This is a genomic window from Mycolicibacterium hippocampi (assembly GCF_010723735.1).
GTDB classification, from domain to species: domain Bacteria; phylum Actinomycetota; class Actinomycetes; order Mycobacteriales; family Mycobacteriaceae; genus Mycobacterium; species Mycobacterium hippocampi.
The window spans coordinates 5,259,437-5,277,166 of sequence record NZ_BLLB01000002.1 but is presented as its reverse complement, the minus strand read 5'-3'; the positions used below and the strand labels follow the sequence as shown (position 1 = coordinate 5,277,166).

Sequence of the window (17,730 nt, the reverse complement as noted above, 5' to 3'; positions counted from 1 at the left end):
CGGATAGACGCCGCCCTGGAGCGGGCCCGAAGCAAGCTCACCAGGATGCCCGCCGATCAGGTCCCCGCGGCGCTGACCCGGGGCGCGGTGCTGGTCGACATCCGGCCTGCCGCGCAGCGCGCCGTCGAGGGTGAGGTGGCCGGAGCCGCCGAAGCCCTGATCATCGAGCGCAACGTCCTGGAATGGCGATGCGACCCAACCAGCGACGCCCGCCTGCCCGCCGCCGTCGACGACGACGTGGAATGGGTGGTGCTGTGCTCGCAGGGCTACACCTCCAGCTTGGCTGCGGCATCCCTGATGGAACTGGGCCTACACCGCGCCACCGACGTGATCGGCGGCTACGAAGCGCTCAAAGAGGTTCTGGGCTAAGAGCTCTCGCCGCTGTACAGCAGTGGGCGCAGCCGTTCGGTCTTCTCCTGTGACCACCCGGGCGGTGACAGGATCGCCGCCCACGCGTCCGCGACGGCCGCGACGTAGACATGGCCGTGGCCGTCGGGGACGTTGACCGCCACCGCCATGTCCGCCGACACCTGCAGGAAGGTGACGATCGGAATCCACTCCATGTCCGGCGACACGTCGTAGCCGCGCGCTTCGCGCAGCCAGTCCGGTTTGGCGAAAAGCAGATCCGGGCTCCACCACGCGATCGGATCAGAGGCGTGCTGCAGATAGACCACGCGCGGCTGACCCCACGGGTCGTCGGGTCGCTGCAGATTGCGGGACTCGGCGACGAACCGGACGTTCTCACCGTTGTCGTAGATCGGCAGCCACTCGGGCGAACCGGGGTCGCGGTTGGCCGTCAGATCGGTCCAGATGGTGTTGTTGAAGGTGGGCCCGCTGAACAGCGCGCCGTCGGTCCGGGCGATCAGGTTGTTCAGCGCCAGGAACGGCGCCTCGCCGCCGAAGGACCCCAGGCTCTCGCCGAACACCACGAGGGTGGGCCGCTGGGCTTCCGGCATCTCGCGGATCAACTCGTCCACCGCTTCGAACAACGCCTGGCCTGCCTGGCGGGCGTTCTCCTTGTCGACGAGGAACGACAGCCAGCTGGGCAGGAACGAGTACTGCATGCTGACGATGGCGCTGTCGCCGTTGTACATGTACTCCAGCGCCGCGGCTTCGGCCGCGTTGATCCAGCCGGTCCCCGTGGTGGTGGCGACCGCGACGACCGCCCGATCCAGTCCGCCGGTGCGCTGCAACTCCCGGGCGGCCAGCGCCGCCGTCTCCTTGATGCCGTCCGCTGAATGCAGGCCGGCATAGGCGCGGATCGGTTCGACCGCCGGGCGGCCGTTGAACTCGCTGAGTTGCTCGACCGTGGGACCGCCCGCGATGAAGATACGTCCCTGATGCCCCAACGACTCCCAGCTGACGAGCGACTCGGGTCCACCAGAGCGCAACGGGGTGTCGGGTCCGGCGAAGTCGGGATCTGTCTCGTCGTTGACCGCCGCGAAGGTGCTGTTGATGGTGTTCATCGCGAACCGCACCACCACGCCGTTGAGCAGCGCGATGGTCAATGCGAGCAGCACGGCCACCGCGACGACCGCCGAAACCCGGGGCGGGGCAATGCGACTCAGCTGCCGGACCAGGAAACGCACCAGCTTTCCCACCAGCTGGCCGAGTTCGACGAGTACGAACAACGTGATCAGCGCCAACACCGCGGCCAGGGGGTGGTCCCAGAATCCCAACCGCGGCACGCCCATCAGATCGCGCACGTCGTCCTGCCAGCGGTGGAACCAGACGATCATCAGGGTCATCGCGATGGCGCCGACGACGACGAGGACCAGCCACGCCCATCGCGGAGCGGGTGGGCTGGAGTCCTTGGACCGCATGTAGCGCACTACCCACACCGCGAAAACGCCGAGGCCGTAGCCGATCGCTCCGGCGCCTCCGCTGACCAGGCCCTGGAAAAGCGGGCCTCGCGGTAGCAGCGACGGCGTCAAGGAGAAGTACAGGAAGATCAGGCCGACCGCGGTGCCGGTGAAGGTGTAGTGCCGGATCCACCACGCATTCCCGGTGGTCGGCGCGGGTGTGGTGTCGTCACGCGGCCCGTCTTCGGTCGCTACGGCACCCTCACCGGAATCGGTCACCAACGCACTCTAGCGGTGGGTGAAGTTCGCGGCCCGCTTCTCGGTGAACGCGTTCATGCCCTCGGTCTGATCGTCAGTGGCGAAGGCCGAGTGGAAGAGTCGGCGTTCGTAGAGCAGGCCCTCGGCCAGCGTGGATTCGAACGCGCGGTCGACCGCCTCCTTGGCCATCCGCGAGGCGGACAACGACATGCCTGCGATGGTCGCCGCGACCGCTTTTGCTTCGTCGAGCAGGGCATCGGCTGCCACCACGCGCGACACCAGGCCGGCGCGTTCGGCCTCCTCGGAGTCCATGTTGCGCCCGGTCAGGATCAGGTCCATCGCCTTGGCCTTGCCGATGGCACGCGTCAGCCGCTGCGACCCTCCCATGCCGGGCAGCACGCCCAGCTTGATCTCGGGCTGGCCGAACTTGGCGGTGTCCGCCGCGATCAGGATGTCGCACATCATCGCCAGTTCGCAGCCGCCACCCAACGCGTAACCGGCGACAGCCGCGATGGTCGGGGTACGGGTGGCCGCGAACTTGCCCCAGGCGGCGAAGAAGTCGGCCGCGAAGACGTCGGCGAACGACAGGTCCGCCATCTCCTTGATGTCCGCGCCGGCGGCGAACGCCTTCTCGCTGCCGGTGAGGACGATCGCACCGACACCCGGATCCGCATCGAGTTCAGCTGCGGCGGTGGTGACTTCGTTCATAACCTGGGTGTTGAGCGCGTTGAGGGCTTTGGGGCGGTTCAGCGTGATGACGGCGACCCGGTCCTCGCGGGTGACCAGGATCGTCTCGAATGTGGATGTGGTCATTGCTGCTCCTGTCGGTGTCCGGGTTCGAATGTCAGGTCGGGGTCGGCGGAGACGAAGTACGCGGCGACGTCCTCGGCGGTGACCTCCGCCGGCGACGCCGGTGACCATTGTGGGTTGCGATCCTTGTCGATGAGCAGTGCCCGGATCCCCTCGACCAGATCATGGGACCGCAGCGCGCCGCACGAGGTGCGGAATTCCTGGCGCAGCACGTCTTCGAGGGTTTTCAGGGATGCGGCGCGGCGCACCGCCTCCAGTGCCACCGACACCGAGACCGGGGAGCGGGAGGCGATCAGATCGGCCGCCTCGCCGGCAGCTTCGGCTCCGTTGCCGCGCAGGGCTTCGACGATGTCGGAGACGGTCTGCCCCGCATAACAGTTGTCGATCCATTCCCGTTGGGCGAGTAGGGGACTCGGGGGTGGTTCCTCGGCGAAGGCCGCGATCGCACTGTCGGTGCCGTCGGCCTGGATCTTCTCGGTGAACGCATCCAGCCGGTCGTGGGGGACGAAGTGGTCGGCAAAACCCATCGCGAGCGCGTCGGCGCCGGTGAACGGCGCACCCGTGAGGGCGGCGTGGATGCCGAGGAGGCCGGGAGCGCGCGACAGGATGAAGGTGCCGCCGACGTCGGGGACGAACCCGATGCCGACCTCGGGCATCGCCATCTTGGTCGTCTCGGTCACCACGCGGACGCTGCCGTGCGCGCTGAGGCCGACACCGCCGCCCATCGTGATGCCGTCCATCAGCGCAACATACGGCTTGGGGTAGCGCCCGATGTAGGCATTGAGCAGGTACTCGTCGTGCCAGAACTGCCGCGCCTCGGCACCGCCGGCCCTGGCGCTGTGATAGATCGCCACCACGTCGCCACCCGCGCACAGGCCCCGGTCACCGGCGCCGGCGACGACGACCGCGCGGACCGCGTCGTCGTTCTCCCAGGCGGTCAGCGCCGCCGAGATCCGGCCGACCATCGGGTGGGTGAGCGAGTTGATCGCCTTGGGCCGGTTGAGCGTGATCAGCCCGACACCCCCGACCACAGAAACTAGGACATCCTCGTTTTTGTGCACGGAATGCAATCTAGTTCGTCGCTCACGGTAAAGCAGGCCCGGGTAAGGTTCCTGTGAACGGCCTGGGAGGTTCCCCCGGGAACCGAAGACGGCCGTCGATCGTTGAGTGTGCGTTCGTACATTCGAGCCACAGCACAGGAGAGGAACCGACGGTGCGCGAGAGCAGCAACCCGGTATTTCGTTCGCTGCCCAAGGGGCAGGGCGGATACGCGCAATTCGGTACCGGAGCCGCCGGCGCCGGTGCGCAGGCAGTAAAGGCTGACCCCTACGCAGGGGCGCAGTACCCGGACCAGCAGCAGACGGGTGTCTCCCGTCCGCTGACCATCGACGACGTCGTGACCAAGACCGGCATGACCCTCGGGGTGCTGTCCTCGGTCGCGATCGTCGCCTACTTCGTGGCAGCGTCCAACGTCGCGCTGGCCATGCCCATGCTGCTGATCGGTGCGCTGGGCGGCCTGGGCATGGTGCTGTTCGCAACGTTCGGTCGCAAGCAGGACAACCCGGCGATCGTCCTGAGCTACGCCGCCCTGCAGGGCATGGCCGTCGGCGCCATCTCGTTCGTCTTCGCCAACATGATGGTGTCGGGGATCTCGGCGGGCGCGCTGATCGGCCAGGCAGTGCTCGGCACCGTCGGCGTGTTCGCAGGCATGCTCGTCGTCTACAAGACCGGAGCCATCCGCGTCACGCCGAAGTTCACCCGGATGATCGTCGCCGGCATGATCGGCGCGCTGGTGCTGATGCTGGGCAACTTCGTGCTCGCGATGTTCGGCGTCGGCGGCGGTGAGGGCCTCGGCCTGCGCAGCGGCGGGCCCATCGCGATCATCTTCTCGCTCCTCGTGATCGGTTTGGCGGCGTTCAGCTTCCTCATCGACTTCGATGCCGCCGACCAGATGATCCGCGCCGGTGCTCCCGAGAAGGCCGCCTGGGGCATCGCCCTCGGCCTGACGGTCACCCTGGTGTGGCTCTACATCGAGATCCTGCGCCTGCTGAGCTACTTCAACAGCGACTAGCAGCAACACGAAGGAGGGGCGCCCACATCTGTGGGCGCCCCTTTTTCGTGCGCTGCTACGGGGTTGAGGGCGTTGAGACTGCGCTGGCGGTGGCGGCTACTCGCACTTTTGCGCCGCTGACGCAGTCTCGACGCCAGGGAGCTACGAGAGGCGCTCCACGACCATCGCCATGCCCTGCCCGCCGCCGACGCACATCGACTCGATGCCGAAGGTCTTGTCCTGGGTCTGCAGGTTGTTCAGCAGCGTGGCGGTGATCCGCGCGCCCGTCATACCGAACGGGTGGCCGAGAGCGATCGCGCCGCCGGAGATGTTGAGCTTGTCCTCGTCCATGCCCAACTCGCGGGCCGAGCCGAGCACCTGCACCGCGAAGGCCTCGTTGATCTCGTACAGGTCGATGTCGCCGATGCTCATCTTGGCGTTCGCCAGAGCCTTCTTCACCGCCTCGATCGGGCCCAGACCCATGATCTCCGGCGACAGGCCGCTCACACCCGTCGACACGATGCGCGCCAGTGGGGTCAGGCCCAGGGCCTTGGCCTTGGTGTCGCTCATGATCACCACCGCCGCGGCGCCGTCGTTGAGCGGACAGGCGTTGCCCGCGGTGATCGTTCCGTTCGGCCGGAACACCGGCTTGAGCTGGCTGATCTTCTCGTAGGTGGTGCCTGCGCGCGGACCGTCGTCAACCGAGACGACGGTGCCGTCGGGCAGCGTCACCGGGGCGATCTCGCGGGCGAAGAACCCGCTCCTGATGGCTTCTTCGGCACGGTTCTGCGACCGCACGCCCCAGTGGTCCTGGTCTTCGCGGCTGATGCCGGTGAATGCCGCGACGTTCTCGGCCGTCTGACCCATCGCGATGTAGACGTCGGGCAGCTTGCCGTCCTCGCGGGGGTCGTGCCACTCGGTGGCACCGGCGGCGGCCTCTTCGGTGCGTGCCTGCGCGTCGGCGAACAGCTCGTTCTTCGAGTCGGGGGCGCCGTCGGCGGCTCCCTTGCCGAAGCGCGACACCGTCTCCACCCCGGCCGAGATGAAGGCCTCGCCCTCGCCCGCCTTGATCGCGTGGAACGCCATCCGCGTGGTCTGCAGCGACGACGAGCAGTAACGGTTGACCGTGGTGCCGGGCAGGAAGTCGTAGCCGAGCTCGACCGCCACCGCGCGGCCGATGTTGTATCCGGCCTCACCGGCGGGCTGGGCGCAGCCCATCATCAGGTCGTCGATCTCCCGCGGGTCCAGGCCTGGAACCTTGTCCAGCGCGGCCCTGACCATCTGCGCGGCGAGGTCGTCGGGGCGCATGGTGACCAGCGAGCCCTTGTTGGCTCGGCCGATGGGTGAGCGGGCGGTGGCGACGATGACGGCCTCGGGCATGACGGCTCCTTGCGGGTTCGGGCGGAAACTACACAGAACCTAGCCCGCGCCGACCGGCATCGGAGCGGGCACCCCACCCAGAACGGGCGCCGGCACCCCGGTCGAACGTCGCCACAACCGGCTGAGCCCGCTGACCCGGTCCAGCAGCGATCCGCCGTCCGGCCTGCGCGATTCCAGCGCCTCCTCGCGCGGCATCCCGGTGACGAATTCGCCCAGTTCGCTGCAGAGCGCCGGCAGCAGCTGCTTGGCCGCCAGCGCGTAGCCGGCCGCCGAGGGATGGAACATGTCCTGGGAGAACAACAGCTCCGGGGTCTCGTAGAAGTGCGGTGCCAGCAGGTCCGAGAACGGCACCGGAGTACCACCCGCCGACCGCACCGCGGCCGCCTGCGCTCGGGCCAGCCGCAGCCCGCGGCTGCGCGCCACCCACCGCAGGGGTTGCGGGATCGCGGTGATGACGCCGAAGTCCGGGCAGGTGCCGACGGCGACGACGGCCCCGCTGCTGCGCAACCGCTGCACGGCCCGGCCGAGCCGACGCGCCGACGGACCGACGCCGTTGGGTTTGGTGATGTCGTTGGCGCCGATCATGATCACCGCGGCATCGGGCGGGGGACCCGCGACGAACATCGCGTCGATCTGGCCGGACAGACCCTTGGAGGTCGCCCCGACGATCGCCTTGGTGCTCAACCGGATCCGCTTTCCCGACTCTTCGGCCAACCCTCTGGCCAGCAGCACTCCCGGCACCTCGTCGCCGTTCGTGCAGCCGTACCCGGTGGCGGTGGAGTCGCCGAAGATCATCAGGTGCAGATCGAACGGGATCCCGCGGTGCCAGCGCTCGACCGGACCGCCACCTGGCGCGTACACGCCGTCCGCGCGCGGCGGGACGTCCCACGACTTCGGGATGACACTGCGTGCCTGCTCGGCCTGCCCGCTCAACAGATTTCGGGCCCCGACGTACGCGGAGCCGGTCGACGCGAGGGCGGCGGCGGCCACCAGGGCGACGACCGACGGCCGCGGGGTGCGACTGCGCACGTGAGGAGCATGACGGGTAATGCCCACGCAGCCGAGTTTAGTGGGCGCTGCGAGGACCCAGCGCGTCCAGTAGCGAATCGGCGATCACAGTGCGGTATCAACTCCGGTACCAAAAGTGTTTAACCAATTGTGATAGAGGTAACAGGTGACAAGCTAAGTTACGAGCCTGTCTGAATAAGTCGGCTTATCGAGGGACTACAACGGCGTAGGAAGTGGTGGCGATGACGGCACCGAGTAAGGTTCCCAGCTCTTCGTACATGGCTGTCCGGCCAGGTAGAGCCCATAAACCCCGCCGATTCCCGGTCAGCGACGGTGCCCCCGTCGAGGTCGTCGAAGACGGTCCGAGCGTCGCCGGGCGGCTGATGAGCCTGGCCGCACTGTTGACGATCAAGCCGACTCTGACCATCGGTAGCTACGCCCCGAGGATGCCGTGGCCCTGGGGTCTGGTGGACTTCGCCGCCAGGATCATGCGGCCACCCCCCGGCACGGTGCGGGCCACCATCGCGCTCCCGCACTGCACCGCCCAGCTGGTCCGCGCGGCGGGGGTGCTGCCCGCAGACGGCAAGCGCAGCGTGGTTCTCTACCTGCACGGTGGCGCGTTTCTGACCTGCGGGGTCAACACCCACGGCCGCCTGGTGGCAGCGTTGTCCAAGTACGCCGACAGCCCCGTGCTGGTCGCCAACTACCGGATGATCCCCAACCACTCCGTCGGCACCGCACTCGACGACTGCTACGACGCCTACAAGTGGCTGCGCGAGACGGGCTACGAGCCCGACCAGATCGTGCTGGCCGGTGATTCCGCCGGCGGTTATCTGGCGCTGGCGCTGGCCGAGCGGCTGCAGGCGGAGGGCCTCGACGGATACGAGGGCGAATCGCCGGCCGCCATCGCCACCATGTCCCCGCTGTTCGAGATCGACAACGAGGGGCGGGCCGACCATCCGAATGTCCGCACCGACGTGATGTTTCCGCACCGGGCTTTCCACGCCCTGGTCGAGCTGATCAGCGAGGCTGCCGGCAAGCGCGTGGTCGACGGCCGGCCGGAGGAAATCTACGAGCCGCTCGACCACATCGAACCGGGTCTGCCGCGCACGCTCATCCACGTCTCGGGGTCCGAGGTCCTGCTCAGCGATGCGCGCAAGGCCGCGCGCAAGCTGGCGGCCGCGGGGGTGCCCGTCGAGGTCCGCATCTGGCCCGGTCAGATGCACGTCTTCCAGCTCGGGGCGCCGGCGGTGACCGAGGCCAACCGGTCGCTGCGGCAGATCGGCGAGTACATCCGAGAGGCGACCTGGTAGTCGTCCGCGGCGCCTGACACGATGGACGCATGCGGATCGCCAGGCACATCAGTGAGCTCATCGGCAATACCCCGCTGGTCCAGCTGAACTCGGTGGTTCCCCCGGGATCGGGGACGGTCGCGGCGAAGATCGAATACCTCAACCCCGGCGGCAGCGCCAAAGACCGCATCGCGATCAAGATGATCGACGCCGCCGAGGTCAGCGGCGAACTTCGACCCGGCGGCACCATCGTCGAACCCACCTCCGGGAACACCGGCGTCGGGCTGGCGCTGGTCGCCCAGCAGCGCGGCTACAAGTGCATTTTCGTCTGCCCCGACAAGGTCAGTGAGGACAAGCGCAACGTGCTGCGGGCCTACGGCGCCGACGTCGTGGTCTGTCCGACGGCAGTGCCACCGGACCACGCCGACAGCTACTACAGCGTCTCCGACCGGCTGGTGCGGGAGATCGACGGTGCGTGGAAGCCCGACCAGTACTCCAACCCGATGGGCCCGGAAAGCCACTACGAGACCACCGGGCCGGAGATCTGGGCGGACACCGACGGCAAGGTCACCCACTTCGTCGCGGGGGTGGGCACCGGAGGCACCATCACCGGTGCGGGCCGCTATCTCAAAGAGGTGTCCCAGGGGCGTCCGGAAGGCCCGGTCAAGGTGATCGGCGCCGACCCGGAGGGGTCGGTGTACTCCGGGGGCAGCGGCCGTCCCTACATGGTCGAGGGGGTGGGCGAGGATTTCTGGCCGTCGGCCTACGACCCCTCGGTCCCCGACGAGATCATCGCGGTCTCCGATGCCGACTCGTTCGAGATGACCAGGCGGCTGGCGCGCGAGGAGGCACTGCTGGTCGGAGGGTCGTGCGGAATGGCCGCGGTCGCCGCGATCCAGGTCGCCGAGCGTGCCGGCCCGGACGCGCTCGTCGTGGTGCTGCTTCCCGACGGCGGACGCGGTTACCTGTCAAAGGTTTTCAACGACGACTGGATGTCGTCCTACGGATTCCTGCGCAGTCGCCTCGACGGCACGGTGCAGGAGTCGACGGTCGGCGACGTGCTTCGCGGGAAGTCCGGCGCACTGCCCGACCTCGTCCACACGCACCCGTCGGAGACCGTGCGTGACGCCATCGGCATCCTGCGCGAGTACGGGGTGTCCCAGATGCCCGTCGTCGGTGCCGAGCCACCCGTGATGGCCGGCGAGGTCGCCGGCAGCGTGTCCGAGCGTGAGCTGCTCTCGGCGGTGTTCGAGGGACGCGCCAAGCTCGTCGACGCGGTCGCCCAGCACATGAGCCCGCCGCTGCCGTTGGTGGGTGCGGGAGAACTGGTGAGCGACGCCGCGAAGACCCTCCGGGACTGCGACGCGGTGATGGTCGTCGAGGAGGGCAAGCCGGTGGGCGTGCTCACCCGACATGACCTACTGGGGTTCCTGTCGGACGGCAACGCCCGCCGCTGACGGGGCTTTTCCCAGGTCCGGCAGGCGCCGCCGCTTCCCGGAAAACAAGATCGATTTCGTGCGCGAAACCGCTGTTGCCAGGTATTGCTCAGGTAGGGTAATCACGCTCGAGCCAGCCGAGGCAGCACTGGAAGGCGTCTGTGACCGATCAACCGCCACCCCCGGGGAGCTATCCGCCTGCTCCGCCACCACCCGGTGGTCACCCGGTTCTGCCGCCGGTGGGGTTTGCGGGCGCGCCGCTTCCGCGAGAGGCGTACACGCCGTGGCTCACCCGGGTTCTGGCATGGCTCATCGATGCCGTTCCGGTGCTGGTCCTGCAAGGCATCGGCTGGGGGGTGCTGGTGGCCACCCGGGAGACGGTGTGCGTCACCGACCCGTCCGAGTTCGGCCTCGGCGAGCTCTGTGCGACGGGGACGTCCACCCTGGGCCAGACGGCGTTCGTGCTGGCCGGCGGCGCCATTCTGGCCTACGTCATCTGGAACCTCGGCCACCGGCAGGGCACCACCGGTTCCAGCATCGGCAAGGCGATGATGAAGTTTCAGGTCGTCAGCGAAAAGACCTGGCAGCCCATCGGTTTCGGCCGCTCGGTCGTCAGGCAGCTGGCGCACATCATCGACGGCGTGATCTGCTACATCGGATATCTGTTCCCGCTGTGGGACGCCAAGCGGCAAACCATCGCCGACAAGATAATGACCACCGTCTGCATTCCACTCTGACCGCCATCGACATGAGGAGACAGTCATGACAGAGAACCCGCCGCCGCCCGGGGGCTACCCTCCGCCGCCACCGGAGGGATATCCGCCGCCTCCTCCTCCCGGGGGTGGTGGCTACCCGCCGCCCCCGCCGGGAGGTGGCTACCCGCCGCCGCCGCAGGAGCCGGGTGGTTTCCCGCCGTCCGGGGGGTTTCCGCCCCCCGGCGGATATTCGGCACCGCAGGGCGGTTATCCGCCACCGCAGCAGGGCGGTTATCCGCCACCGCAGCAGGGCGGTTATCCGCCACCGCAGCAGGGCGGTTATCCGCCACCGCAGCAGGGCGGTTATCCGCCACCGCAGCAGGGTTACCCGCCGATGGGTGGCCAGTCCGGCTACAGCGTCGGCGAGGCGTTCAGCTGGGCGTGGAACAAGTTCACCAACAACGCCGTCCCGCTCGTCGTGGCCACCCTGGCCTTCGGCGTGGTGCTGCTGATCCTGCAGGGGCTCATCAACCTGTTCCAGGTCCTGTTGGCCCCTGACTCGGCCAGCTACGTCACCGACGACAGCGGATTCTCGTTCTCCTACAGTGCCACCGGCGTGACGGGCATCCTCGTCTCGATCGTCGGGTGGTTCCTGTCGCTGCTTGTCGGCGCAGCGATCCAGTCGGCCTTCCTCGGCGGCGTCATCGACATCGCCAACGGCCAGCAGGTCGCCATCGGATCGTTCTTCCGGCCCCGCAACATCGGCAACGTGGTCATCGCCACGCTGATCGTCGGCGTCATCACGACCGTCGGCTTCTTCCTGTGCGTGATTCCGGGTGTGATCGCGAGCATCATGTTGATGTTCACGGTGATCGCGGTTCTGGACCGCAACCTGGCGCCGCTGGATGCCGTCAAGGCGAGTTTCGAGACCAGCAAGAACAACTTCGGCAACGTGCTGCTCACCTGGCTGGTGATGGTCCTTGTGGTCGTGGTGGGCGCGGTGTTGTGCGGTGTCGGCCTGCTGGTGGCGGTGCCCGTGGCGTCGCTGATCCTGGTGTACGCCTACCGGGTGCTCAACGGCGCCTCGGTGGCGCCCGCCACCCAGTAGCGCATCCGGGCTCTGGATGTCGGCGTGTCCGGGTGTACCGGGCACGCCGACATTTTGCGATTTGCCGATAGGCCCGAGATCCTGTGAAGCGTGTCCTGGGATGCCCGACAGCCGCCGCAGCAGCTCTGGCGGCCGGTGCTGCCCAGAAAGGCCTACACGCCCTGGATCGCTCGACTGGGAGCGTGGCTGATCGACGTGCTCCCGCTGCTCGCCGCCGCGGCGCTCTGGCAAGCGGTGGCGATCGGCACCGCCGGCGTCGACTGCGTGACCTACGACAACGGGGGAGTGGCCTGCACGGCGACCCCCTCGGACGTCGGGGACGCCCTGTTCGGTCCGGTCGCGCTGATCTCGCTGAGCTACGCGGTCTGGAACTTCGGCTACCGCCAGGGAACCACCGGCTCGAGCCTCGGCAAGTCGGTGATGAGATTCCAGGTGGTCAGCGGGAAGACTTGGCAGCCCATCGGTTTCGGCCGGTCGCTGATGCGCCAGTTCGTCCACGCCGTGGACGCCGTGCCCTGCTTCATCGGCTATCTGTTCCCACTGTGGGACGCCAAACGTCAGACGCCGGCCGACAAGATCATGACCACGGTGTGTGTGCCCCGCGTCAGCGGAACGCGCTGACGCCCGTCAACGCCTCACCGATGACCAGCTGGTGCACCTCGGACGTGCCCTCGTAGGTGAGCACCGACTCCAGGTTGTTGGCATGCCGGAGCACCGGATACTCCAACGTGATCCCGTTGGCGCCCAACAGCGTGCGGCACTGCCGTGCGATCTCGAGAGCTTCCCGGACGTTGTTCAGCTTGCCGACGCTGACCTGCTCGGGCCGGATGCGGCCGTCGTCTTTGAGCCGGCCCAGATGCAGCGCCAGCAGCTGGGCCTTGGCCAGCTCGACGGCCATGTCGGCGATCTTGGCCTGCGTCAGCTGGTATCCGGCCAGCGGCCGGTCGAACACCTGACGGGTCCCGACGTAGTCCAGCGCGGTCTCCAGGCAATCCCGGGCAGCTCCGACAGCGCCGAAGACGATCCCGAACCGCGCCTCGGACAGGCAGCTCAGCGGTCCCGCCAGCCCCCGGGCTTCCGGCAGCCGCGCGTCCTCGGGCAGCCGGACGTCGTCGAGGCTGAACTCGGAGGTGACCGACGCCCGCAGCGACATCTTGTGCGTCATCTCCCTGGCGCTGAAACCCGGGGTGGAGGTCGGCACGGCGAACCCGACGATGCTGTTGCGTTCGGTGCCCTGCTCACGCGCCCAGACGATCGCGACGTCGGCGACCGAGGCGTTGGTGATCCACATCTTCGAACCGTTGAGGATCCAGTCCGACCCGTCCCGGCGTGCCGTGGTGCGCATGCCGCCGGGGTTGGAGCCGAAGTCCGGCTCGGTGAGGCCGAAGCAACCGATCAGCTCACCTGCCGCCATGCCGGGCAGCCACTGGCGGCGCTGCTCCTCGCTGCCCCACCGGTGAATGGCGAACATCGCCAGTGAGCCCTGGACCGAGACCAGGCTGCGCAGCCCGCTGTCCACGGCCTCCAGCTCCTGGCACACCAGCCCGTAGGCCGTAGCCGTCGAACCGCCGCACCCGTAGCCGGTCAGATGCATGCCGAGCAGGCCGAGCTTGCCGATCTCGACGGCGAGATCCCGGACCGGGACCTGCCCCGTCTCGAACCACTCGGCGATGTGCGGCCGCAGGCGCTGCTCACCGAACCCGCGCACCATCGAGCGCAGGTCGAGCTCTTCGGGACTCAGCAGCGAGTCGAGGTCGAGCAGGCTCTCGATCGATGCGGTCGCAGAGGTCGACATGCTCACTTTCTACACCGCTACGCTTGCGGCCATGGGAGAGCAGCGCAGTGCGGCCGACCACTACCGCGCCTACGGCCCGGCGACCAAGGCCATTCACGCTGGTTATCGCCCTGATCCGGCGACCGGCGTGGTGAATGCCCCGATCTATGCCAGCTCGACGTTCGCCCAGGACGGTGTCGGTGGGCTGCGCAGCGGGTTCGAGTACGCCCGCACCGGCAACCCGACCCGCGCCGCGCTGGAGGCATCCCTGGCGGCGGTGGAGACGGCGTCCTACGCGCGGGCGTTCAGCTCCGGGATGGCTGCGACCGACTGCGCACTGCGTGCCCTGCTGCGACCCGGCGACCACCTAGTCATCCCCGACGACGCCTACGGCGGCACCTTCCGGCTGATCGACAAGGTGTTCACGCTGTGGGGGATCAGCTACACCGCGGTGGCGCTCTCCGATCTGGACGCCGTGCGCGCGGCGATCACCGACCGGACCAAGCTGATCTGGGTCGAGACGCCGACCAACCCGCTGCTGTCCATCGCCGACATCGAGGGCATCGCCGCACTCGCCGCCGCCACGGGCACCAAAGTCCTGGTGGACAACACATTCGCCTCGCCGGCGCTCCAGCAGCCGCTTCCGCTGGGCGCCGACATCGTGCTGCACTCGACCACCAAGTACATCGGTGGGCATTCGGACGTGGTCGGCGGCGCCCTGCTGACCAACGACGAAGCGCTCGACGAGGCCTTCGCGTTCCTGCAGAACGGTGCGGGTGCGGTGCCCGGGCCGTTCGACGCCTACCTGACGATGCGGGGCCTCAAGACCCTGCCGTTGCGGATGCAGCGCCACAGCGACAACGCCGGGGCGATCGCGGAGTTCCTCGACGGGCACCCCGCGATCAACAGCGTGCTCTACCCGGGGCTGCCGTCGCACCCCAACCACGAGGTCGCGGCACGCCAGATGAGCGGCTTCGGCGGAATGGTGTCGGTGCGGCTGCGTGGCGGCCCCCAAGCTGCGCGCGACTTCTGCGCGCGCACAGAGATTTTCATTCTCGCCGAGTCGCTCGGCGGTGTGGAATCGCTCATCGAGTATCCCGGCGCGATGACCCACGCCTCAACGGCCGGGTCCCAACTCGAGGTGCCGGACGACCTGGTCCGACTGTCGGTCGGCATCGAGGACGTCGCCGACCTGCTCGGCGACGTCGAGCAGGCGTTGGGCTCGCAGCGGTAGACCGGGGTCAGACAAGCGCAACCAGCGCTTGGCGCACCGCCGACGCGGTGACCGCGAGGTTGACCTCGGGCAGTGCCGTCGGTGACTCGTCGACCCAACTGCCGCCGGCGATCTCGCCGGCGCGGGCGTGCACCCACCGCCAGCCGCGGTCGTTGAGGCTGAGCAGTGCGCCGAGGCCGTCGACTGCGTGCAGCACGGTGATGATCGCGGCGGTCGACGGGGCGGGCGCGGTGCGATCGAACAGCGCGGACAACACTGCAGCCCGCGCAGGACCGACCCGGTCCCGGTTCGTCAGCGGAAACGTGTCCACACGGCGTAAACCTCTGGACGGCAGAGAGTTTCGCCGAATCTGCCCGATCCGTTCGAGGTGCTCGACCAGCCGCGACTGGGAGTGCTTCGCGATCTTCTTGATCGCGGTCCCCGGCTTCAGCGGGTTCGTCTGCAGCAGCCGCAACGCAGGCTCGGTGACGGGATCGGCCGCGGTCGCGGCATCCAACGCGACCAGCCGTCCCGCGGGCACGCGTTCGCCGTCCACGGCCGGGCGGATCCGGCACCCGTGTGCCAGGTCGAGCAGGATCGCCGCCGCCAGGACGCGGTCACGACGTGGACTGTCCAACCCGGGTTGCGCGTCGGCATTGTCCACCAGCAGCAAGAACAGGTCCTCGGCGATCTGCGCCATGGGCTGGAGAGTAACCCGCCGCCGCCCAGCGTTCAGAACTCGACGGCCCGCATCGGTCAGGAGTGGTAAGGCTCCGCGCTGACGAGCGTCACCTTGACGGTGTTGCCGTTGGGCACGGTGTAGGACCGGGACTCGCCGACCTTCGCGTCGAGCAGCGCGCCGCCCAGCGGCGAGTTGGGCGAGTACACCTCGAGCTTGCCGTCGGTGACGCCTTCCTGGCGGGTGCCGATCAGGAATGTCTCGGTGTCGCTCTCGTCGTCGTCGTAGTAGACCTTGACGACCGAGCCCGGCAGCGCCACCCCGGACTGCTTGGGTGCTTCCCCCACCTTGGCGCTGTTGAGAAGCTCCTGCAGCTGACGGATCCGGGCCTCCTGCTGCCCCTGCTCCTCGCGGGCGGCGTGATAGCCGCCGTTCTCGCGCAGGTCGCCCTCTTCGCGGCGGTCATTGATCTCGGCGGCGATGACCGGGCGGTGGGCGATCAGTTGGTCGAGTTCAGCCTTGAGCCTGTCGAAGGCCTCCTCGGTCAACCAGGTGACCTGGGTGTCGGTCATGTCGTCGCGCTCCTGTCGTTGTTGCTTCCGCGCATTTCGCGTTGAGAAGTTCTGCCACGGTGCCGGGAGCTGTCGTGTGTGTATTGCCGCCGGCGCGGACACTCAATCTGCCCACCCAAAATGCAGCAATACACGGCCCCAGCAGGAACCGTGTATCGGTCCATGATAGCACCGGGGGGATACCCGGTTTTCATGTTTTCGCTGCTGCGCGTTAGCCGGGCGGCCGAGCGTCAGTCGCCCACCAGGTACGACGGCACGTCGGATCCGCAGCCGTACACCTCGCCGACGACGGCTGGGGCGCTCGTCGTGACAGTGGTCCTGACCTGCACGGTTTCTGCGGTCGACGGCGCGACGAGCAGTTCACGCCTGCCGATCTCGTTGCCGTCGTACGACCGGGCCCGCACGATGCACACCACTTGTTGTGACGGATCGTCTCGGGTGACGCTGACGGTCACTTCGACTGTTCTGTCGTCGATGATTCGGTAGCCGCCCAGTTCGCCCTTCACGTCCCCGGCGCCGAACCGGAAAAAGGCCACCGCAGCGATCGCCACGCCCGCTACCAGCACCAGCGCGGTCAATCCGACGGCGATCCAACGGCGGGTGCGCCGTGACAGCTGCTGCCGGCCGTAACGGGCGGCGGGACGCTCGATCATCTCGTTTTGCATGCCCGTCGGTCAGATGGGTGTACTAGGACTGGAACTATAGAGCCAGTCAGTGGTGTTGGACTTTCGGTGACTGTCCATGCAGGTGAGCACGTAAGAGGGAACAGGTTGAGCGAACTGCGGTTGATGGCCGTACACGCGCACCCGGACGACGAGTCCAGCAAGGGTGCCGCGACGATGGCGCGCTACGCCGACGAGGGCGTGCGCGTCATGGTGGTGACCCTCACAGGCGGGGAGCGCGGCGACATCCTCAACCCGGCGATGGACCTGCCCGACGTGCACGGGCGGATGCCGGAGATCCGTCGCGACGAGATGGCCAGAGCTGCGGAGATCCTCGGCGTGGAGCACCACTGGCTGGGCTTCGTCGACTCCGGGCTGCCCGAGGGCGACCCGCTGCCGCCGCTGCCGGACGGGTGTTTCGCACTGGAGCCGCTGGAGGCGCCCACCGAGGCCCTGGTCCGGGTGATCCGGGAGTTCAAGCCGCACGTGATGACCACCTACGACGAGAACGGCGGGTACCCGCACCCCGACCACATCCGCTGCCACCAGGTGTCGGTCGCGGCGTACGAGGCAGCCGCTGATCACCGTCTGTACCCCGGCGCGGGCGAGCCGTGGAGCGCGCTGAAGCTGTACTACAACCACGGGTTCCTGCGGCAGCGGATGCAGGTGCTGCAGGACGAGTTCGCCAGGCACGGACAGGACGGGCCGTTCGCCAAGTGGCTGGAGAAGTGGGATCCCGACGACGACCTGCTGGGCAAACGGGTGACCACCCGAGTGGAGTGCGCGAAGTACTTCGCTCAGCGCGACGACGCCCTGCTCGCGCACGCCACCCAGATCGATCCGAAGAGTTTCTTCTTCACCACGCCGATGGAATGGCAGCAACGGCTCTGGCCGACAGAGGAGTTCGAGTTGGCTCGATCGCGGGTGCCGGTGCGCCTGCCCGAGACCGACCTGTTCGCCGGAATCGAGGGACGCGAGTGAACACGACGAC

The 17,730-nt window shown here is 68.1% G+C and carries 18 protein-coding genes; 9 read left to right on the top strand and 9 right to left on the bottom strand.

Annotated features, from left to right (window positions below; translation table 11 throughout):
• Window positions 1–45: 45 nt before the first annotated feature.
• Complete coding sequence (locus tag G6N53_RS26300) at window positions 46–369, top strand: rhodanese-like domain-containing protein (protein ID WP_163896387.1); 324 nt, start codon at window positions 46–48, stop codon at window positions 367–369.
• Here G6N53_RS26300 and G6N53_RS26295 read toward each other — a convergent pair.
• From G6N53_RS26295 to G6N53_RS26285, 3 genes are read right to left on the bottom strand one after another with little or no spacing between them, the layout of a single operon-like run.
• Window positions 366–2,081, bottom strand: a complete 1,716-nt coding sequence (locus tag G6N53_RS26295) for an alpha/beta hydrolase (RefSeq protein ID WP_163894072.1) — start codon at window positions 2,079–2,081, stop codon at window positions 366–368. The genes G6N53_RS26300 and G6N53_RS26295 overlap by 4 nt on opposite strands.
• Before the next feature lie 9 nt (window positions 2,082–2,090).
• The gene (locus G6N53_RS26290; RefSeq protein WP_163894070.1) at window positions 2,091–2,873 is read right to left on the bottom strand and encodes an enoyl-CoA hydratase; all 783 of its coding nucleotides are present in this window, start codon (window positions 2,871–2,873) and stop codon (window positions 2,091–2,093) included.
• On the bottom strand, window positions 2,870–3,931 hold the full coding sequence (locus G6N53_RS26285; protein WP_163894068.1) for an enoyl-CoA hydratase/isomerase family protein: 1,062 nt from the start codon (window positions 3,929–3,931) through the stop codon (window positions 2,870–2,872). Before G6N53_RS26285 ends, G6N53_RS26290 begins: the two co-directional genes overlap by 4 nt.
• 152 nt (window positions 3,932–4,083) lie before the next feature.
• On the opposite strand from G6N53_RS26285, the gene G6N53_RS26280 reads away from it, so the two are divergent.
• Window positions 4,084–4,941: a Bax inhibitor-1/YccA family protein gene (locus tag G6N53_RS26280; RefSeq protein WP_163894067.1), complete on the top strand. Its 858-nt coding sequence runs from the start codon at window positions 4,084–4,086 to the stop codon at window positions 4,939–4,941.
• 141 nt (window positions 4,942–5,082) lie between these two features.
• On the opposite strand, the gene G6N53_RS26275 is transcribed toward G6N53_RS26280, so the two are convergent.
• Window positions 5,083–6,300, bottom strand: coding sequence for an acetyl-CoA C-acetyltransferase (locus G6N53_RS26275; RefSeq protein ID WP_163894065.1), 1,218 nt, complete (start codon window positions 6,298–6,300; stop codon window positions 5,083–5,085).
• A 39-nt stretch (window positions 6,301–6,339) separates the two neighbouring features.
• Entirely contained in the window at window positions 6,340–7,329 is a 990-nt protein-coding gene (locus G6N53_RS26270) for an SGNH/GDSL hydrolase family protein (protein WP_163894063.1), read from the bottom strand.
• Window positions 7,330–7,550: 221 nt separating this feature from the next.
• On the opposite strand from G6N53_RS26270, the gene G6N53_RS26265 reads away from it, so the two are divergent.
• The 5 genes from G6N53_RS26265 to G6N53_RS26245 all read left to right on the top strand — a co-directional run bounded on the left by G6N53_RS26265 (window position 7,551) and on the right by G6N53_RS26245 (window position 12,460).
• A complete protein-coding gene (locus G6N53_RS26265) occupies window positions 7,551–8,621 on the top strand; it encodes an alpha/beta hydrolase (RefSeq protein WP_163894061.1) in 1,071 nt (356 codons plus the stop codon).
• Window positions 8,622–8,650: 29 nt separating this feature from the next.
• Window positions 8,651–10,057: a cystathionine beta-synthase gene (locus G6N53_RS26260; protein WP_163894059.1), complete on the top strand. Its 1,407-nt coding sequence runs from the start codon at window positions 8,651–8,653 to the stop codon at window positions 10,055–10,057.
• A gap of 140 nt (window positions 10,058–10,197) precedes the next feature.
• Window positions 10,198–10,773 carry an Rv1078 family RDD domain-containing protein gene (locus tag G6N53_RS26255; RefSeq protein WP_163894057.1) on the top strand — a complete coding sequence of 192 codons (576 nt, stop codon included), beginning with the start codon at window positions 10,198–10,200 and terminating at the stop codon, window positions 10,771–10,773.
• A 25-nt stretch (window positions 10,774–10,798) separates the two neighbouring features.
• Window positions 10,799–11,839, top strand: coding sequence for a hypothetical protein (locus G6N53_RS26250; protein ID WP_163894055.1), 1,041 nt, complete (start codon window positions 10,799–10,801; stop codon window positions 11,837–11,839).
• A gap of 90 nt (window positions 11,840–11,929) precedes the next feature.
• Complete coding sequence (locus G6N53_RS26245) at window positions 11,930–12,460, top strand: Rv1078 family RDD domain-containing protein (RefSeq protein ID WP_163894053.1); 531 nt, start codon at window positions 11,930–11,932, stop codon at window positions 12,458–12,460.
• Here G6N53_RS26245 and G6N53_RS26240 read toward each other — a convergent pair.
• Entirely contained in the window at window positions 12,444–13,634 is a 1,191-nt protein-coding gene (locus G6N53_RS26240) for an acyl-CoA dehydrogenase family protein (protein ID WP_205390470.1), read from the bottom strand. The two genes, G6N53_RS26245 and G6N53_RS26240, sit on opposite strands and share 17 nt — an antisense overlap.
• A gap of 31 nt (window positions 13,635–13,665) precedes the next feature.
• Between G6N53_RS26240 and G6N53_RS26235 the strand changes: the two genes are divergently transcribed.
• On the top strand, window positions 13,666–14,847 hold the full coding sequence (locus G6N53_RS26235) for a cystathionine gamma-synthase (RefSeq protein ID WP_163894050.1): 1,182 nt from the start codon (window positions 13,666–13,668) through the stop codon (window positions 14,845–14,847).
• 7 nt (window positions 14,848–14,854) lie between these two features.
• Here the strand turns inward: G6N53_RS26235 and G6N53_RS26230 are convergent, their stop codons facing one another.
• The 3 genes from G6N53_RS26230 to G6N53_RS26220 form a co-directional block, all read right to left on the bottom strand.
• Window positions 14,855–15,526 carry a GOLPH3/VPS74 family protein gene (locus tag G6N53_RS26230; RefSeq protein ID WP_163894048.1) on the bottom strand — a complete coding sequence of 224 codons (672 nt, stop codon included), beginning with the start codon at window positions 15,524–15,526 and terminating at the stop codon, window positions 14,855–14,857.
• Between the two features lie 56 nt (window positions 15,527–15,582).
• Window positions 15,583–16,077, bottom strand: a complete 495-nt coding sequence (gene greA, locus G6N53_RS26225; protein ID WP_163894046.1) for a transcription elongation factor GreA — start codon at window positions 16,075–16,077, stop codon at window positions 15,583–15,585.
• A 230-nt stretch (window positions 16,078–16,307) separates the two neighbouring features.
• Entirely contained in the window at window positions 16,308–16,730 is a 423-nt protein-coding gene (locus G6N53_RS26220; protein ID WP_205390469.1) for a DUF4307 domain-containing protein, read from the bottom strand.
• Between the two features lie 117 nt (window positions 16,731–16,847).
• On the opposite strand from G6N53_RS26220, the gene mca reads away from it, so the two are divergent.
• On the top strand, window positions 16,848–17,720 hold the full coding sequence (gene mca, locus G6N53_RS26215; protein ID WP_163894042.1) for a mycothiol conjugate amidase Mca: 873 nt from the start codon (window positions 16,848–16,850) through the stop codon (window positions 17,718–17,720).
• Window positions 17,721–17,730 lie beyond the last annotated feature (10 nt).